The organism is Nostoc sp., from assembly GCF_054880495.1.
In genome coordinates this window covers 1-15800 of sequence record NZ_JBTYKD010000043.1, presented here as the reverse complement: position 1 = coordinate 15800, position 15800 = coordinate 1, and the positions used below count along the sequence as shown (strand labels likewise).

Sequence of the window (15800 nt, the reverse complement as noted above, 5' to 3'; positions counted from 1 at the left end):
AGGGTGAGGTTTTAATCTGTGGGTTATAGAGTCAATTTACATAAGGTTTTCCGACTTGTGTATACACCGTAGGCTTCAAGCCGGGGGATAAGTTAAAGGCACTTCTCTTCTCTGCGAGACGCTACGCGAACGTCTGAAAATGTCTTTAATTTTGAATTTTGAATTGTTAACCCTCTTGTGTCACTTTCCGGGTATTGTGAATAAAAAAATGAAAAGAGAAAACCCTGAAAGGGAAGTAGGGCAATGGATGTAGAATTACAAACCCTCAAGCATTTGCCAACAGATGCAATCGCAGCACTACAATCTTTATGGCGGTTCTCCTTTGGATGCAATATACGCTAGGGGCAGAGAAAAAGCTCATTGGTGTCAATTTAAGAAAAAATCTGCTTTGAGAAGACGTTTTGCTCTCATCCCCTATCCCTCAATAGCACTGCTAATAAGAATGTTTACTTCGCATTCTTGGGTGCTAACTCAGATAAAGTAAATCACATTCGGCTGTTGGGGAATAACACCTTTGGTTTTGAGGATTTAACAACTGGTAGTGACAAAGATTACAACGATGTGATTGTGCAGACAAAATTGAGTGTCAATGCTACGTAATATTAAATTCGGGTAATTACTTAGCAAAATTGGACAACCTTATCTTGGTTGTGGGGTAAGGTTATTTTATACATAGGGATTAAATTGACTTGATATTAATTAAACTAGTAAATTTACTGAAGCCAGTTATTGTGTTTCCTTCATAAATTTAGTAATTGACTCCTCCAAGGTGATCAAAAAATCTTCACCTTTACTTTTCCAGTTAATTTTTATTAAATTAAGCTAGCAAAAAAGTGATGGAGAATTATTTCATAAATTGGGCATGGCACTGTTTACTAACGCAAGCTCACTGTCTTTGGCAATCAGTGATCCTGTCAATCCCTATATTCAACGAAAATCGGCGGGAATCTCATCCCTTCAAGGGGTGTCCGAAATAGCCGCCCGCCGATTTAGTCATTAGTACTAATGACTTCGATTTTCCCCCGGCTTCAATCTAGGGGATGAGTTAAGAATTTGTCAAAAATCATTCAGAAATTTAAAGTTTTTTATTACATAATTCTTCATTAGGGTATTTACTTAGGAAAGCATCTGTGATAGTTTCATGTTGATTATCATAAATGAAAATATGCAACCTTAAGTTTAACAACTGGGTTTCTGTATCTTGGTTTGATGATAAGTATCCATCTTCCATACTTACAATCCTAAATATTGATTTGAAGATAGTATAAACTATGTAGCATAAACTAAGTGATAACTTGCACTATCTTTAGTTTTGAACAAAGCCTAACAGTTGTAAGTCTGTGAAGGGAATGCAGGTATGCAATTAGACGAAGCTACTCTCTGTACTTTTACATATTTAGCCACACTGAATTGAATGCCACAGAAGTATTGCCGTTGCTAGCATAAAACCAAACACTAGCACTGTTAGTAAAAGAGAGACTTCCTAATATTTTCGACTTTATTCCTTCGACTTGTTTTATATGACTTACGTTAAGAACACTTTTTCCGAATTTCTCACCACCCTAGAAGGGTTTGATCAGTTACCAGATGGGGCGATCGCCAATCTATCAGAACAGCTGCAAGCTTGGCGCTATCGCATAGGTCAGAAAATCATCGGTAAAGAAAGTCTCCCAGACCGGATCACGATCATTTATGAGGGACAAGTGCGCCTGTTGGGATATGACCCTCAGACGCAATTCCCAATCACTCTAAAATTACTGCAACCGGGGGAAATTATCGGCGAAATTGGTTTGTTGCGCGATGTTCCCTGTGAAACAGCGATCGCTTCCACCGAAGTAGTATGTTTAACCTTGAATGCCTCGGCATATTTTAGCTTTCTGGCTTTATATCCAGCTTTTGCCGATGCTCGCAAGAATCGCAGTTATTTGGTGGAAGTTTTTGATATTCTGAGTTCCTATTGGCAAAAGCAAGCGATCGCTACTTTAAATCTCCGAGAAATCACTTACAAAGCCTTACCACAGGCGAAAATACATTACCTTCCTCCAGGAAAAACTTCATTCAATCAACTAGATAGCGAAAGAGTTTGGTTTGTGAGCGGCGGTGGGACAGTAACGAATTTATCACCTAGCGCTCGCCTAGAAGCGCACGATGACAGAGAGAATATCCAAGTCATCGGTCAAAACCCCGCACGGTTGCTTGGTATACATCCATCAGATTTGATCTTGGAAGTCCCTGATCAGATAGAACTTGTGGTAAGTGACACCAAATCAAATAGCGCCGAGGAACTAAATATTCCCTACGCATCCGACGAAATAGTTCCACAGACAGCCCCCCAGACCTCAAAGAGTTCGCAAGCAAGCAAATACCCGTTTTTTGGTGGTAAGGGAGAACTAAATACAGCCTTCGCCTGCTTCCAAATGATCGCGAAGCACCTAGAAATGCCCTTTCGCCGAGAGGTGGTTCGCCGCATCTTAACTGAGCAAGTCAAACGTCAAGGTAATATATCGTTTCAAGTTACTGCTTACCTGGCAGAGTTAATCGGACTTAAGGCGCAGTTGATAGAGCTACCAGTTGCCTCTGTGACGCGCATTCCGACACCGGCATTGATTCGCTATAGTGATAGTTTTGCCGTTTTATATGCGGCGGATGCGAATACTATGGTTGTGGGTGTCCCATCCCAAGGAATTGTGCGCTGTAAACCCGCTCAATTGATTGAACAATTAGATGTTGATCCAACCAACTTTCCACCCCAAGTTACAGTATTACTGCTCAGTCCTACCAAAGAAACACCCCAAGAGCGCTTTGGTTTACGATGGTTTCTGCCCTATTTATCACGCTACCGTCGAGTCCTGATAGAGGTCTTTGTCGCTTCCTTTTTCGTGCAGTTGGCAGCGTTGGCAAATCCTCTGGTCGTCCAGGTAATTATTGACAAAGTTATCACTCAAAATAGTATTGGTACCCTACATATTTTGGGGGTTTTGCTATTAGTAGTCGGGATATTTGAAGCAGTGTTGACTACCTTACGAACCTACTTATTTGTTGATACCACTAACCGGATCGATATGAGTTTAGGGTCGGAAATCATCGACCACTTACTACGTTTACCTCTGCGCTATTTTGAACGCCGACCGGTGGGGGAACTTTCTACTCGCATCAATGAACTAGAAAATATCCGCCAATTCCTCACGGGTACTGCTTTAACAGTAGGGTTAGATGCTCTATTCTCAGTGGTTTATATCGGTGTGATGCTAATTTACAGTTGGCAACTCACCTTAGTAGGCTTAAGCACAATTCCGGTGTTTATCATTGTCATCTTAATTGCTTCTCCCACCATTAGCAGACAATTACGTGGCAAAGCCGAACGCAACGCCGAAACTCAATCTTATTTAGTGGAGGTGATGTCAGGAATTCAAACAGTAAAAGCGCAAAATATTGAATTGCGAACGCGCTTTTCCTGGCAAGAACGTTACGCTCGATTTGTGGCCGCCGGTTTTAAAACCGTTGTGACTTCTACCCTCGCCAACTCTACCAGCAGCTTCCTCAACAAACTCAGCAGCTTACTAGTTTTATGGGTAGGAGCTTATTTAGTACTTAAAGGAGAATTAACTTTAGGAGAATTAATTGCCTTTAGGATTATATCCGGTTACGTCACCAGTCCCATATTGCGCTTGGCTCAACTTTGGCAAAGCTTCCAAGAAACTGCCTTGTCTATTGAGCGTTTAGGCGATATTGTCGATACACCACAAGAAGGAGAAACAGACCGCTACAATATACCCTTACCGACGATTAAGGGAGCAGTGAAATATGAAAATGTTTCCTTCCGGTTTGGCACAAGTGGCCCTTTGCAACTTTCTAATCTCAACCTAGAATTTGATCCAGGTAAATTTATCGGCATTGTCGGGCAAAGTGGGTCTGGTAAAAGTACGATGATGAAGTTATTACTCAGACTTTACGAAACCGAGTCCGGCAGAATTTTAATTGATGGTTATGATATTGCCAAAGTGGAACTTTATTCACTACGACGGCAGATAGGTGTAGTTCCCCAAGAGACATTATTATTTGACGGCAGCGTTCAGGAAAATATTGCTCTAACGAATCCGGATTCGACAACCGAAGAAATTATTGAAGCGGCTCAGGTTGCGTGCGCCCACGAGTTCATCATGAACTTGCCCAACGGTTACAATACGCGGGTGGGAGAACGAGGTTCTGCACTTTCAGGTGGACAACGACAGAGAATTGCGATCGCCCGCTCTGTTTTACAACGACCAAAACTATTAGTTTTAGATGAAGCAACCAGCGCATTAGATTATCCCACAGAACGGGAAATATGTCTCAATTTAGCCAAAGCATTCAAGGGTGAAACAGTATTTTTTATTACCCACCGACTGAACACCGTGAGTAATGCAGATAAGATCGTCGTCATGGATAATAGCAGGGTTATAGAACAAGGCAGCCATCAAGAACTAATGGCTCTTAAAGGTCATTATTCTTACCTGTATCAGCAACAAGATGTGAACTTGTAATTAGTCATTGCTGGGGGCATGGCATCAGAAAATTCTCTATTTGACCAACATTCCATAGATATAGCAATCAGCGTAGAGTCGGTAATGTTACAACTATCAAAATCTAGGTTTTCGGCAAACATTGCCCACCCGACAGAAAATCCCAAACCGTTCAATTGAACCCTCACGACAAATCCAAAACCCAAAATCATTATGACTCAACTTAATGGGAATCACCTCAACGGCAATCACAAAAACGGAGCAAAGCAAGATTCACAGGTACTTATAAAACAACAGAAAGCTGCTCAAAAGTCTTTAGTTAACTCAAACAATCAGGAATTTGAGCAATCTATTGTCTTGCGCCAATCTCCAATTTGGTCGCGGACAATCATGGTTACTCTAATGGCGCTAGCTTGTTTTGGAATTGGTTGGGCTTATTTTGCAAAAATTGAGCAAGTAGTGCCAGCAACAGGGCAACTAAAACCGCAAGGAACAGTCAAAGAAATTCAAGCTCCTGTTAGTGGAGTGGTGAAAACGGTTAATGTTAAAGATGGACAAGTAGTCAAGCCAGGAGATTTGTTGCTGACTTTTGATTCCATCGCTTCTGTTGCTGAATTAAATTCTTTGAATAAAATTCGGATTGCATTAATTAAAGAAAACCAGATTTATCGCCGATTGATGGGTGCAAGTACTACCACAGGCTCGGAATTATTATATTTCGGCGGCAATTTGCCACCAGAAACTGCTTTCCTGCTGAAAAGTCGGTCAGCGCTAGTAGGAGAAAATGAATTATTGCGGACTCAATTGAAAAATTCCGGTCAAGATTCGGCGCTAGGCATTGATGAGCAACAACGTCTACAAGTTGCCAAAAAAGAATTAGATTCTCGGTCTTCAGCAGCGCGATTAGAAGTAGAAAAAACTAAAAAACAATTTAGTCAAAATCAATTTAAACTGGAAGATAGTAAAGCAAGTTTAGCTATTCAACAGGGGATTTTAAATAAGCTGAAGACATTAGCAGAAGAAGGTGGCATTTCTCAACTTCAGTATCTCAACCAGCAACAAGAAGTACAAAACCGCACCGCAGAAGTAGCGCAACTAGGTGAGGAAACAAAACGCCTCCAGTTTGATATAGAAAAAGGACGACAAGAGTTAAGCAATACGGTGGCTCTTTCTGATAAAACCATTTTGGATAAAATAGCTGATAACAAACAGCGTATTGCCGCAATCGATAGCCAATTTATGAAAGTTGTGCTGGATAATGAGCAGCGTTTGGCAGATGTCTATAGTAAAATTTCTCAATCACAGTTAAATATTAAATATGAAGAACTCCGTGCGCCTGTAGCGGGAACAATTTTCGATTTACAAGCAAAAAACCCTGGATTTGTAGCGACTCCAACTACAAAACTGCTGCAAATTGTCCCAAATGAAAACTATATAGCTGAAGTTTTCATCCTTAACAAAGATATTGGTTTTGTGCGAAAAGGCATGAAGGTAGATGTCAGAATTGACTCCTTTCCTTACAGTGAGTTTGGCGATATCAAGGGAAAAGTGATTGACATAGCATCAGACGCATTACCGCCAGATCAAACACATCAGTTTTATCGATTTCCGGCAAGAGTTTCATTGGATAAACAATCCTTAATGATTAAGGGTAAAAAAGTTAACTTACAATCAGGTATGTCGATTAGTGCCAACATAAAAGTGCGCGAAGAACGAAGTGTGATCAGTTTATTCACAGAGATGTTTACCAAGCAAACTGATACTCTTAAAGAAGTACGTTAGTACCTGTAGTCAAACAATTTTGAATTTTGAATTGTTAACGTGTCGCGCAAGTCCCCACCTTCTGGTGCGTCCGCTACGCGAACAATGTACTCTAATGGTAGGTATAGGGAGCGGGGGGTGTTCGCGAACAGCGTCACCAAGTGAGGATTGCATAGGCATATTGTTTTTGTTTTTTTGCGTCAGCAAAAACAAATACGCTTATGGATGACGAATCCCCAGGATTTTCTGATAGAATTATTTGGCCTTGACCATCAATGCCATAAGCGGAAACCTTTTCTTATAGGTATATGTTGCAAGAGAACCTTTCGACTTCGCTCAGGGTAAAAGATTTGGGTCTTGGGAACCAGGACTCCTGCCCTTGGAGGGAATGTCAGACCAATAGAACTACGGAGTTCTGGAGGCTATTCCCGATGAATTGGGAGAGCTATGTCCGTCTTACGGCGGGGTAGTTCACATGGTTAATTATCAACCAATTGAACCTGCTCCTGGACAAGAATCAGTTTGGGATTACCCCCGTCCTCCTCGTTTGGAGGACACAAGTAAACATATCCAAATAATCTTTAACGGAGTAATAATTGCAGATACGCACAATGCCAAACGTGTTTTAGAAACTAGTCATCCTCCTTCTTACTACATTCCCCCTGCGGATATCAAAATGGAATATTTGCAATTGATACCGCAGTCTAGCTTTTGCGAGTGGAAGGGAAGTGCTGGTTACTACACAATCCGAGTGGGTGAAAAAGAAGTCCATAATGCTGCTTGGTTCTACCCTAAGCCGACACCAGCTTTTGAACCTCTCAAAGACTATGTATCTTTTTACGCTCATTTAATGGATAATTGCTACGTGAATGGCGAAGAGGTGCAACCACAACCAGGTAACTTCTACGGCGGTTGGATCACTAGTGATATTGTTGGGCCTTTCAAAGGCTCTCCCGGTACTTGGGGATGGTGAGGCAATTTTAAGCCCAAAGAAACCTCACCCTGGTTCTGCTACGCAAAACCTGTCCCTCTCCTTGGTAAGGAGAGGGATGTCCGTTAGGAGTTTTTGTTTTGGGTTAATTCGATGACTTGTGTGTACACTGTAACCCTGGGGGGAGAGGAATGGAAGCGGGGTGACAAGAATAATCGCGCTCATTATTTTTCAGATAGCGATCGCCCTCTAACCCAACCTAGTTGCCTGATATTTGCTCTACGCTAATGCCGCTACCTTCTCCAACAATCCCTGAAACAACCTCAACCCATCGCTATTTCCCAGCATCGCGTCAGATGCCCTTTCTGGGTGCGGCATCATCCCCAACACATTGCCCCGACGATCGCAAATGCCGGCAATATTGTTCAGTGAACCGTTGGGATTTTCCCCTTGATAGCGAAACAGGACTTGCCCGTTATCTTCAATTTCTGCGAGAGTGGCTTGATCAGCGTAGAATCGCCCCTCTCCGTGGGCAATGGGCAAAGTGATCACTTCACTATTGGTATAACCTTGCGTCCATGAGAGATTAGTCCGCTCAACTTTCAAGGGAACGCGATCGCAGATAAAATGCAAATCCCGATTTCTAGTCAACACCCCTGGCAAAAGCCCAGCTTCAGTTAATACCTGAAACCCGTTGCAAATACCGAGGACAAACTTACCCTTTTGGGCGTGTTCGACTACCTGCTGCATCACGGGCGAAAAACGGGCGATCGCACCACAGCGCAGATAATCCCCGTAACTAAAGCCACCAGGAATGATCACAACATCCAAATCAGCAATATCCGTTTCTTGATGCCAAACCATGCGAGTCGGTTGTAAGAGCAAATCTCTGGTTACATAAGCAACATCGCGATCGCAATTAGAACCGGGAAAAACAACAACGCCGAATTTCATGATTAGTCTAGGGGAGTGGAGAGTGGGCTTGCCGTGAGCGTAGCCGAATGGGAATGGGCTTGCCGTGAGCGTAGCCGAATGGGAGTTAGGAGTTTGGATTGGGAAGTAGAGACTGGAGAAGAGTTTTCCCCATGCCCCATGTCCAATCCTTAAAATACCCCAGTCTGGGTTTCAACCTCAATCATCTCAAAGCGGTAATTTTCAATCACGGGATTTGCGAGCATTTGGTTACAAATTTGCTCAAGGTCTTGACGCGCTTTTTTCTCCTCAGTCGAGGTGATGGTGAGTTCAATGTACTTACCAATCCGCACTTGGTCAACGTTATCGTATCCCAGTTGCTGAAGACCAGATTGTACAGCCACACCAGCAGGGTCTAAGACTGAAGGACGAAGGGTCACGAAAATTTTGACTAAATACTTGGTTTGCACGGGCTTTTGGTGAATGCTGCGATCGCTATACTATAACTTTATGCTCGAACTGAGTGAAAATAAGATTACAAAGCGGTTAAAGTTAATTGATCAATTAGCCCATCTAACAGCTTCAACTACAGTGGCATATTTAAATAATTGTCTATGAGAGCCATACGCACCCGCAGCCAAGAGCGTATTTTCAACCTACTGAAAACCATCAAAAAAGGTATTTCCGCCCAGGATATTTACGTAGAATTACGTAACACTAATCAGAGCATGGGTTTAGCGACAGTTTACCGCTCCCTAGATGCCTTAAAACTCGAAGGCATAGTACAAGTGCGGAATTTGGCTAACGGTGAAGCCCTCTATAGCCTAGCGCAGCAAGACAAACACCACCTTACTTGCTTGCAATGCGGTGTCTCAATTCCGATTAATGAATGCCCCGTTCATGACTTAGAAAACCAGTTAGAATCCAGCCATAAGTTTAAAGTTTTTTACCACACCCTAGAGTTTTTTGGGTTGTGCAATCAATGCCAGATAAATCAAGCTACTGGGATTGCTCAATAGTTATACCAATTATTATGTGAGGTTGCATTTTGTTCTCCCACAGACTTAAGTCTGGGGCTACCAAAATAAAGGCTGCGTAAGTAGGCTCATTTTGTGCATTTTCATCAAGAAGTGGTATTAGTTGGTTGAACTTGTGCTTGTACTGAATTAATACTTTTTTAAACAAAACTCAACCAACTAAATACGTCTGCAACTGTTAATTGCCAATTTTCCAAAACACTTAAGACGGGTAAAACATCTTGCTTTTCTTTTAATTCTGGTAATTTGTTGGGTTCAAAAATCATGATTGACTCATCATCACAATCGAGCAACCAACCTAGCTTTGCTCCATTTTGGATAGAAAAAGTAATTTTGCGGATAACTCGGTTGGGTGATTGTACCCTTGATAGGCAATATTTGTATGTAAAACACCATAAAATTCACTAAGCCGTTTTTTTGGAGTTTTCTCGATTACTTGAGTACGGAATTTAATGGATGTAATAAGATCAGCAACTTCCTCTAGCGTATTTGAGACTTGGCTAAAAACTTGTTTAATTCCAACGCTAAAATCAGGACAAATAGTAATTGCAGATAATGCTACATTTCATCGCGGTGGACATATTAAAGAATTAATTGAACCAGCAGGCTGTCAATTAAAATATTTGCCATCCTATTCACCCGATCTTAACAAAATTGAGCGGTGCTGGTCATGGTTGAAAAGTCGAATTCGTAAACAGCTAATTCAATTTGACTCTCTTCGCAGTGCTATGGAAGATGTTCTTAGTACAGCGTCCTAACCAGCCTGGCGGCTGCTATACTATTTGGACTGAAGGCTACTAAAAATACCCAGCTAGTATGTCCCCAGATAATCTTCAAACATTCATCTGTATTGTTTGTTGTCCCATAACCTTATGGTTTGGTTAATACTACCACTAGCTATAGTGCTACCGTCTGAACCAAAGCGAGTAATAGTGTTGAAAAATGAACGTCAAAAGACAAAGTATTACTGTTGAAGAATTGTTGAGACGTTACGCTGCTGGGGAGAGAAATTTTTCTGCTATTGAATTCAGTTACAGTGAAAAAGGATTGAGAGGCTGTAACCTGAGTGGAATTAACTTGAGTGGTTCCCAGATTGAAGTTTACATGGCTGATGTAAACTTGAGTGGGGCTGACTTGAGTGAAGTTTATATGCCCGAAACCATCTTGTCTCGATCCAATCTCAGTAGTGCTAGTCTCAGTAATGCTATCTCGTGGCAATGTAGTTTTGATGATGCCAATCTCAGTGGTGCCAATCTCAGTGGTGCTGACTTGGGGATGAGTAATTTTCTCCGTGCCAATCTTAGAAGTGCTAACCTGAGTGGAGCTAGGCTCGAAAATACTGGATTCAGAGGAGCTGACCTGAGTGGAGCTAACTTCAGCAATACTATTTTTGCTCGCGTTGACTTCTATGGAGCTAACTTGACCGGAGCCAACTTGGACGGTGTTGAATTCAGGAGAGTATCCTTCCAAAACACCATTATGCCAGATGGAAGTATTCGAGATGGAAGTATTGGATATGATAGTTGCTGATGTAGGGCATGAGGCATTGAGCATTGCTTCTCCCTCATCCCCCTCATCTCCCCACTCCCCATTCCTAACCAGGGCGGTTATTTTCTAATCCTGGTATTTGCTTAGAAAACAATTCGTTAGAGTCAACCTGACCATTTGAGATAATGGAGCGCATACCCTCGAAAGCAGCAGGGATAGTGCGTGGATCAATAAATAAGACTTTGCTGCTATCGCTTTTACCAATTGTCGCGCCCATATCCAGATAGCCCAAGGCAAACAGAACTTCTACGGCTTTATTGGCATTGGGGATAGTATGGAGCTTTTGGGCGATAATTTCTGTAGACTCTGCGATCGCCTGGGCTTTCAAAACCTGCTGCTGACGTTCAGCTTGAGCTTTCAGAACGATCGCCTTTTGTTCAGCTTCCGCTTGCAGAATTGTCGATTTTTGACGAGCCTCGGCATCCAATATTTGCGCCTCTGCTTTACCTCTAGCACTATTAACAGCAGATTCGCGTTCGCCCTCAGAAGTTAAAATTGCTGCCCGTTTGCGTCGTTCTGCCGACATTTGCAATTCCATCGATTCTCGCACTGCTTGAGATGGAATAATATCTCGCAGTTCTACCCGTGTCACTTTCACACCCCAAGGATCGGTAGCAACATCCAAATCCTGTAATAAAAGTTCACTGATGTGGGAACGAGCCGTAAAAGTTTGATCTAACTCCAGTTGTCCCATTTCGGCGCGAATTTGAGTCAGCACCATGTTTACCATTGCCGACTCCAGATTTTCTACTTTATACCAGGCTTTTTCCATATCCACAATCCGCCAGTAAAACACTGCATCTACCTCAATGCCAACGTTGTCACGGGTGATGCACTGTTGGGGAGGAATATTTAAGACTTTTTCTCGGACAGTTTCGCGGTAGACAACTCTATCTAGGAAAGGAATCACAAAGTTTAGTCCTGGTTCCAGTTTTTTGTTATAACTACCCAATCTTTCCACCAAAGCTTGATTACCCTGATTGACAACTTTCACAGATCCTGCTACGGCAGAACCACCAAGAGCTAAAAATACTAGTAAAAAGAACTGTTCCATTGTGAATCTCCTGATTTTTAACAAAGGGAAGTTTGGAGTTTGGAGAGACGTGATTAATCGCGTCTGTACAGGAATTTGGAGTTTGGAGAGACGCGATTAATCGCGTCTGTACAGGAATTTGGAGAGACGCGATTAATCGCGTCTGTACAGGAATTTGGAGTTTGGAGTGGGGGAGATGAAGAAGTAAAGATTAATTTATTCCCAATGCCCAATACTTCTCTACCAGAGGCTGCGCCAACGACTTTGCTACTTCGACGCCGCTCAGTACAAGTCAGTACAAGTGCCCAATAACTAACTAAGAATTCAACAAATTTTCTGGTATCACAATCAAGGTAGTACCTTCTCTCCTAACCACATAAACTCTTTGATGGGGTAATACGGTAAATTTGTCATCGTCACATCTTGCTTGCCAAGAATTTCCCTCATACCGCACCCGCCCTGTTTTCCCAGGCAGGATTTCTGTTAAGGTTTCAGCTATGACTGCATCCCGAATTTTAGATTTGCGTTGTCGCGGTTGCAAAAACCGACGGGAAAGCAAAATTAGTGTTGTGGAAAATAACAGCCAAACCACAATTTGCAACCATACACTTCCCAAACCCACTCCAGACAGCAGCGCCACGACAAAAGCGCTAATTCCCATCATGAAGGCGACAAACGCCGATGGTAAGAACAGTTCCATTAGACACAGAACTGCTCCTGCCAGAAGCCAGATTAAGGTAAAACTTGGCATAGTGCCATTCTTAGCCTCTACATTGACGTAAATGCATTTTTACGATTAGATACAGCCAGACGTAAGTTATTTACAAAAAGCAAAACTTGGTTTTTTTACCAATAATTTTGATTAATTTCAGTAACAAGGTGTAGCTAGCGGTACACAAATCCAGTCTATTCTAGCTTTCAAGTCATTGCCAGCTAAAGTTAATCGAAGTTCATGAGTTGATTGGTTTCTTATAATTTATATTTTTATGATTTCTACTCAACTGATAGTTTATTGTATAAATCCAAGCTGTAATAGCCCCATTAATCCTATGGGAGATAGTTTTTGTGCCAGTTGCCAAACTCCTTTAGTTCACCGCTATCTTTGGGCTACTGGCTCATTGTCTGCTCAAATCCCAGCAGGTACAAAGGTTGCACATAGATATGAAGTAATTAGTCACCAAATTTGGCTGGATACTCAACCGGGACTGCCGCCAGATGTACCTGAAGAATTGCCAAAAGAAGTAATTCCTTATCTACGGTTATATCAAGAGCGGTTGCATTTGCCCCAGGCTTATGCGTTTGCTTGTTACCTTGAGGGAGATACAACTGATATCCTCTTGTTAGAAAATGTGCCGATAGATGAAACAGGAAATATCTATCCAACTATTGTTGAGGCATGGGAGCAAGCAACGGCGGTACGACAAGTTTATTGGCTGTGGCAAATTCTCCAACTTTGGACGCCTTTATCAGAATTGGGACTTAGCCGCAGTTTACTGGTAGTAGATAATTTGAGAGTCGAAGGTTGGTGTGTGCGCCTGTTGGAACTCTACCAAACACCAGCAGATGAGAAGCTGAGTTTACAAAATCTAGGACAGTCTTGGCGGTTTTGGGTAGCGTCTGCAAAGGCATCAGTAGCGAAAGGGTTAGAAAATATAGTCCAGCAGATGTGTGAAACTGAGGTTGAGTTAGAAGCTATTAATATTCTACTCAATAATTTACTACTGGCATCGGCGGCAGAATTGCCATTAGTTCTAAAGGTGGCAGGCTCCACAGATATTGGCCCAGTTATGGCGCAAAATGAAGACGCTTGCTACCCCAATACTTTAACTGATTTAGATGAACCTTTATTGCCTCACTTGTCGATTGTTTGCGATGGCATTGGTGGACATGAAGGCGGCGAAGTTGCGAGTAAGTTGGCAGTGCAGTCTGTAAAGTTACAAATTCGCGCCTTCCTAACGGAGGTAACTGAACAAACTGTACTTGTATCACCAGAGTTGTTGCAGGAACAATTAGAAGCAAGCTTGCGAATAATAAATAATGTGATTTGTGCCCGCAATAACGAACAAAAACGCCAAGGCAAAGAACGCATGGCTACAACTATTGTCATGGCAGTGCAAGTTCCCCAACGAGTGCAGACGAGTACTGGGTGGCAATCAAATAATACCCATGAACTTTACTTGGCTAATGTTGGCGATAGCCGTGCCTATTGGATTACTCACAATTATTGTCAGCTACTCACAGTCGATGATAATGTGGCAACGCGTGAGGTACGCCTTGCTAAAAGCTTGTATCGAAAAGCGCTTTTGAGAGCAGATGCTAGTGCTTTAACTCAAGCCTTGGGGACAAAAGATGCAGAATCTTTGCGTCTCAAGGTTCAGCGATTGATTGTGGAAGAAGATGGCATATTATTACTGTGTTCTGATGGTTTAAGTGATAATAACTGGGTGGAACAATCTTGGCAAAATTATGCAATACCCGTGTTAACAGGTGAATTGACAGTTGAAGATGCTGTTGCGAACTGGATTAATTTGGCAAACGAAAAAAATGGGCATGATAATACGTCGGTTGTTCTCACTTATTACCGTGTTTCCCCAGAATACTTAGTACCTGTGACTCCGGCATTGCCAGAAGAGATTATAGAAGCAGAAATACAAAAAGAACAAGAGGAACTAGAGGAACTAGAAGAACCAATTTCTTTGACAGAAGGTTCGCGATCGCTGCTAGATTTGGATCTAGATTTGGATTTAGATTTGGATTTAGATTTGGATATTTCTGAGGAACCATTTATAAGCCCAATAATCCTACCAACTTTAATTAGAAAACCTAAGCGCGGTAAAGGTTTGGTAAGGCTGGGGGTAGTGTTGGCGTTGCTTGTGGGGGGTACAACTCTGGGATTATTTGCTTGGTGGCAAATTAATCCTCAAGGATTCCAGCAGATGTGTCGGCAATTTACCCAAAGAGTGCAGCAAGCGTGTCCGCCTGGGAAGTAGCTAGTACTTACGCACAGTACAAATTCATCATGATGTGCGTTAATTTTCGTGCCATTTCTGAAAGCATTCCCAAACGTAAAAATTTGAAGCTTTCAAAATGCCTCACATCCTCAAATACTGAATAATAGTGTAGACAATAGTTATCTATGAAGGCGACTGTGCTTACTGCTTGTCTGCGCTGTGTAACCATCCCTGTTACTTACTGTTTCCGGTTTTCTTTCTGATTATACTTTCCCCGTAGTAACAAAAGAGGGATTAGGAGTTAAAACTTATAAGGAATATGAAGAATTAAATAACATACAATTTATGTCCCTGGCTTACCTCACCCTCAATCCCTCTCCGATATATTGGAGAGGGAAGCTAGATACAGGATGAAGTTTTGCATTTTATTTAATCCACGTTCCTAAGTTTTATTTCGTTTTTCTTTTTTCTTCGAGATATTGTTCAATATCAGCAACTGCGTCCTCAAGAGCCGCTAAATCAATATTTGTTAAGTCTTGATCGAGTTCGACTTCAGTGGCAGTAATACTATGCAGTTGGGGGATCTCTTCTTCCTCGGTCGAACTTTCTTGTAAGATATCCTCCAACTCTTCGAGGGATTCTTGAAACACTTGATCAGCGACGCGGCGCTGTTGTGGCTGAATTTGCTCCATAATATTGACTTGAAAATCCTGATTTCCTGACTTAATTTTTGATTGCAGTTCCTACAGATTTAAATTTTGCACTTATAACATCATAGTTGTGTGCTGTATCAACTTTAGCAGTGGTTATCAAGAATATCGATATTTGGCTTTGGTAACATTTGCCAAGCTGTCTCCAATCGCTAGGACTTGTATTTTTGCAAAGACTATGAAATATTCCTGAAATATTATCTGGTAAATCTACTGTCAAAGAGTATCAAAGACTCATCCCAATGCCCAATTTCCAATGCGCCCGACTACTGCAATTCAAATCTTGCTTGAAAGAAACGGAGATACTTCGGCTCGTAAATCATTTTGAGTCCGCGTAGGCGATCGCGATTATAATAAACCTCTTCAACTGCCTCAGCAGTCAGATCCATGTGAGCTTGGGTATAAACGCGGCGTG

At 42.0% G+C, this 15800-nt stretch carries 14 protein-coding genes and 2 pseudogenes; 10 read left to right on the top strand and 6 right to left on the bottom strand.

Annotated elements, in window-relative coordinates; translation table 11 throughout:
* Positions 1–435: 435 nt before the first annotated feature.
* The 5 genes and pseudogenes from ACYTXL_RS04965 to ACYTXL_RS04945 all read left to right on the top strand — a co-directional run.
* A pseudogene (locus ACYTXL_RS04965) lies at positions 436–600 on the top strand (DUF4114 domain-containing protein); the annotation flags it as partial.
* Between the two features lie 920 nt (positions 601–1520).
* Positions 1521–4523, top strand: coding sequence for a peptidase domain-containing ABC transporter (locus ACYTXL_RS04960; RefSeq protein ID WP_461923728.1), 3003 nt, complete (start codon positions 1521–1523; stop codon positions 4521–4523).
* Positions 4524–4541: 18 nt separating this feature from the next.
* On the top strand, positions 4542–4682 hold the full coding sequence (locus ACYTXL_RS04955; protein ID WP_461923727.1) for a hypothetical protein: 141 nt from the start codon (positions 4542–4544) through the stop codon (positions 4680–4682).
* Positions 4683–4715: 33 nt separating this feature from the next.
* Positions 4716–6284, top strand: coding sequence for an HlyD family type I secretion periplasmic adaptor subunit (locus ACYTXL_RS04950; protein ID WP_461923726.1), 1569 nt, complete (start codon positions 4716–4718; stop codon positions 6282–6284).
* 454 nt (positions 6285–6738) lie between these two features.
* Positions 6739–7236 (top strand): DUF427 domain-containing protein, encoded by a 498-nt coding sequence (locus ACYTXL_RS04945; protein ID WP_461923725.1) that lies wholly within the window; start codon positions 6739–6741, stop codon positions 7234–7236.
* A gap of 237 nt (positions 7237–7473) precedes the next feature.
* Here the strand turns inward: ACYTXL_RS04945 and purQ are convergent, their stop codons facing one another.
* Both purQ and purS read right to left on the bottom strand, forming a co-directional pair.
* Positions 7474–8148, bottom strand: a complete 675-nt coding sequence (gene purQ, locus ACYTXL_RS04940; RefSeq protein WP_461923724.1) for a phosphoribosylformylglycinamidine synthase subunit PurQ — start codon at positions 8146–8148, stop codon at positions 7474–7476.
* A gap of 149 nt (positions 8149–8297) precedes the next feature.
* Positions 8298–8576 (bottom strand): phosphoribosylformylglycinamidine synthase subunit PurS, encoded by a 279-nt coding sequence (gene purS / locus ACYTXL_RS04935; protein WP_292799605.1) that lies wholly within the window; start codon positions 8574–8576, stop codon positions 8298–8300.
* A 144-nt stretch (positions 8577–8720) separates the two neighbouring features.
* On the opposite strand from purS, the gene ACYTXL_RS04930 reads away from it, so the two are divergent.
* Positions 8721–9125 carry a Fur family transcriptional regulator gene (locus ACYTXL_RS04930; protein ID WP_334788733.1) on the top strand — a complete coding sequence of 135 codons (405 nt, stop codon included), beginning with the start codon at positions 8721–8723 and terminating at the stop codon, positions 9123–9125.
* 158 nt (positions 9126–9283) lie between these two features.
* Here ACYTXL_RS04930 and ACYTXL_RS04925 read toward each other — a convergent pair whose 3' ends face one another.
* The gene (locus tag ACYTXL_RS04925) at positions 9284–9409 is read right to left on the bottom strand and encodes a hypothetical protein (protein WP_461923723.1); all 126 of its coding nucleotides are present in this window, start codon (positions 9407–9409) and stop codon (positions 9284–9286) included.
* Between the two features lie 213 nt (positions 9410–9622).
* Here ACYTXL_RS04925 and ACYTXL_RS04920 point away from each other — a divergent pair.
* Positions 9623–9901: pseudogene (locus ACYTXL_RS04920) on the top strand (transposase); the annotation flags it as partial.
* A 184-nt stretch (positions 9902–10085) separates the two neighbouring features.
* Positions 10086–10673 carry a pentapeptide repeat-containing protein gene (locus tag ACYTXL_RS04915; protein ID WP_461923722.1) on the top strand — a complete coding sequence of 196 codons (588 nt, stop codon included), beginning with the start codon at positions 10086–10088 and terminating at the stop codon, positions 10671–10673.
* Positions 10674–10737: 64 nt separating this feature from the next.
* On the opposite strand, the gene ACYTXL_RS04910 is transcribed toward ACYTXL_RS04915, so the two are convergent.
* The gene (locus tag ACYTXL_RS04910; protein ID WP_461923721.1) at positions 10738–11745 is read right to left on the bottom strand and encodes an SPFH domain-containing protein; all 1008 of its coding nucleotides are present in this window, start codon (positions 11743–11745) and stop codon (positions 10738–10740) included.
* Positions 11746–11820: 75 nt separating this feature from the next.
* On the opposite strand from ACYTXL_RS04910, the gene ACYTXL_RS04905 reads away from it, so the two are divergent.
* Positions 11821–12036 carry a hypothetical protein gene (locus tag ACYTXL_RS04905; protein ID WP_461923720.1) on the top strand — a complete coding sequence of 72 codons (216 nt, stop codon included), beginning with the start codon at positions 11821–11823 and terminating at the stop codon, positions 12034–12036.
* A 4-nt stretch (positions 12037–12040) separates the two neighbouring features.
* On the opposite strand, the gene ACYTXL_RS04900 is transcribed toward ACYTXL_RS04905, so the two are convergent.
* On the bottom strand, positions 12041–12475 hold the full coding sequence (locus ACYTXL_RS04900; protein WP_461923719.1) for an NfeD family protein: 435 nt from the start codon (positions 12473–12475) through the stop codon (positions 12041–12043).
* Positions 12476–12710: 235 nt separating this feature from the next.
* Between ACYTXL_RS04900 and ACYTXL_RS04895 the strand changes: the two genes are divergently transcribed.
* On the top strand, positions 12711–14714 hold the full coding sequence (locus ACYTXL_RS04895) for a protein phosphatase 2C domain-containing protein (protein ID WP_461923718.1): 2004 nt from the start codon (positions 12711–12713) through the stop codon (positions 14712–14714).
* 410 nt (positions 14715–15124) lie between these two features.
* On the opposite strand, the gene ACYTXL_RS04890 is transcribed toward ACYTXL_RS04895, so the two are convergent.
* On the bottom strand, positions 15125–15367 hold the full coding sequence (locus ACYTXL_RS04890) for a hypothetical protein (RefSeq protein WP_461923717.1): 243 nt from the start codon (positions 15365–15367) through the stop codon (positions 15125–15127).
* Positions 15368–15800: the final 433 nt, after the last annotated feature.

Excerpts from the sequence above, each read along its gene's own strand:
- ACYTXL_RS04910 (WP_461923721.1), bottom strand. The coding sequence starts at position 11,745 with ATGGAACAGTTCTTTTTACTAGTATTTTTAGCTCTTGGTGGTTCTGCC.
- ACYTXL_RS04900 (WP_461923719.1), bottom strand. The coding sequence starts at position 12,475 with ATGCCAAGTTTTACCTTAATCTGGCTTCTGGCAGGAGCAGTTCTGTGT.
- ACYTXL_RS04915 (WP_461923722.1), top strand. The coding sequence starts at position 10,086 with ATGAACGTCAAAAGACAAAGTATTACTGTTGAAGAATTGTTGAGACGT.
- ACYTXL_RS04955 (WP_461923727.1), top strand. The coding sequence starts at position 4,542 with ATGGCATCAGAAAATTCTCTATTTGACCAACATTCCATAGATATAGCA.
- purQ (WP_461923724.1), bottom strand. The coding sequence starts at position 8,148 with ATGAAATTCGGCGTTGTTGTTTTTCCCGGTTCTAATTGCGATCGCGAT.
- ACYTXL_RS04945 (WP_461923725.1), top strand. The coding sequence starts at position 6,739 with ATGGTTAATTATCAACCAATTGAACCTGCTCCTGGACAAGAATCAGTT.
- ACYTXL_RS04925 (WP_461923723.1), bottom strand. The coding sequence starts at position 9,409 with ATGATTTTTGAACCCAACAAATTACCAGAATTAAAAGAAAAGCAAGAT.
- ACYTXL_RS04960 (WP_461923728.1), top strand. The coding sequence starts at position 1,521 with ATGACTTACGTTAAGAACACTTTTTCCGAATTTCTCACCACCCTAGAA.
- ACYTXL_RS04930 (WP_334788733.1), top strand. The coding sequence starts at position 8,721 with ATGAGAGCCATACGCACCCGCAGCCAAGAGCGTATTTTCAACCTACTG.
- ACYTXL_RS04895 (WP_461923718.1), top strand. The coding sequence starts at position 12,711 with ATGATTTCTACTCAACTGATAGTTTATTGTATAAATCCAAGCTGTAAT.
- ACYTXL_RS04890 (WP_461923717.1), bottom strand. The coding sequence starts at position 15,367 with ATGGAGCAAATTCAGCCACAACAGCGCCGCGTCGCTGATCAAGTGTTT.
- ACYTXL_RS04950 (WP_461923726.1), top strand. The coding sequence starts at position 4,716 with ATGACTCAACTTAATGGGAATCACCTCAACGGCAATCACAAAAACGGA.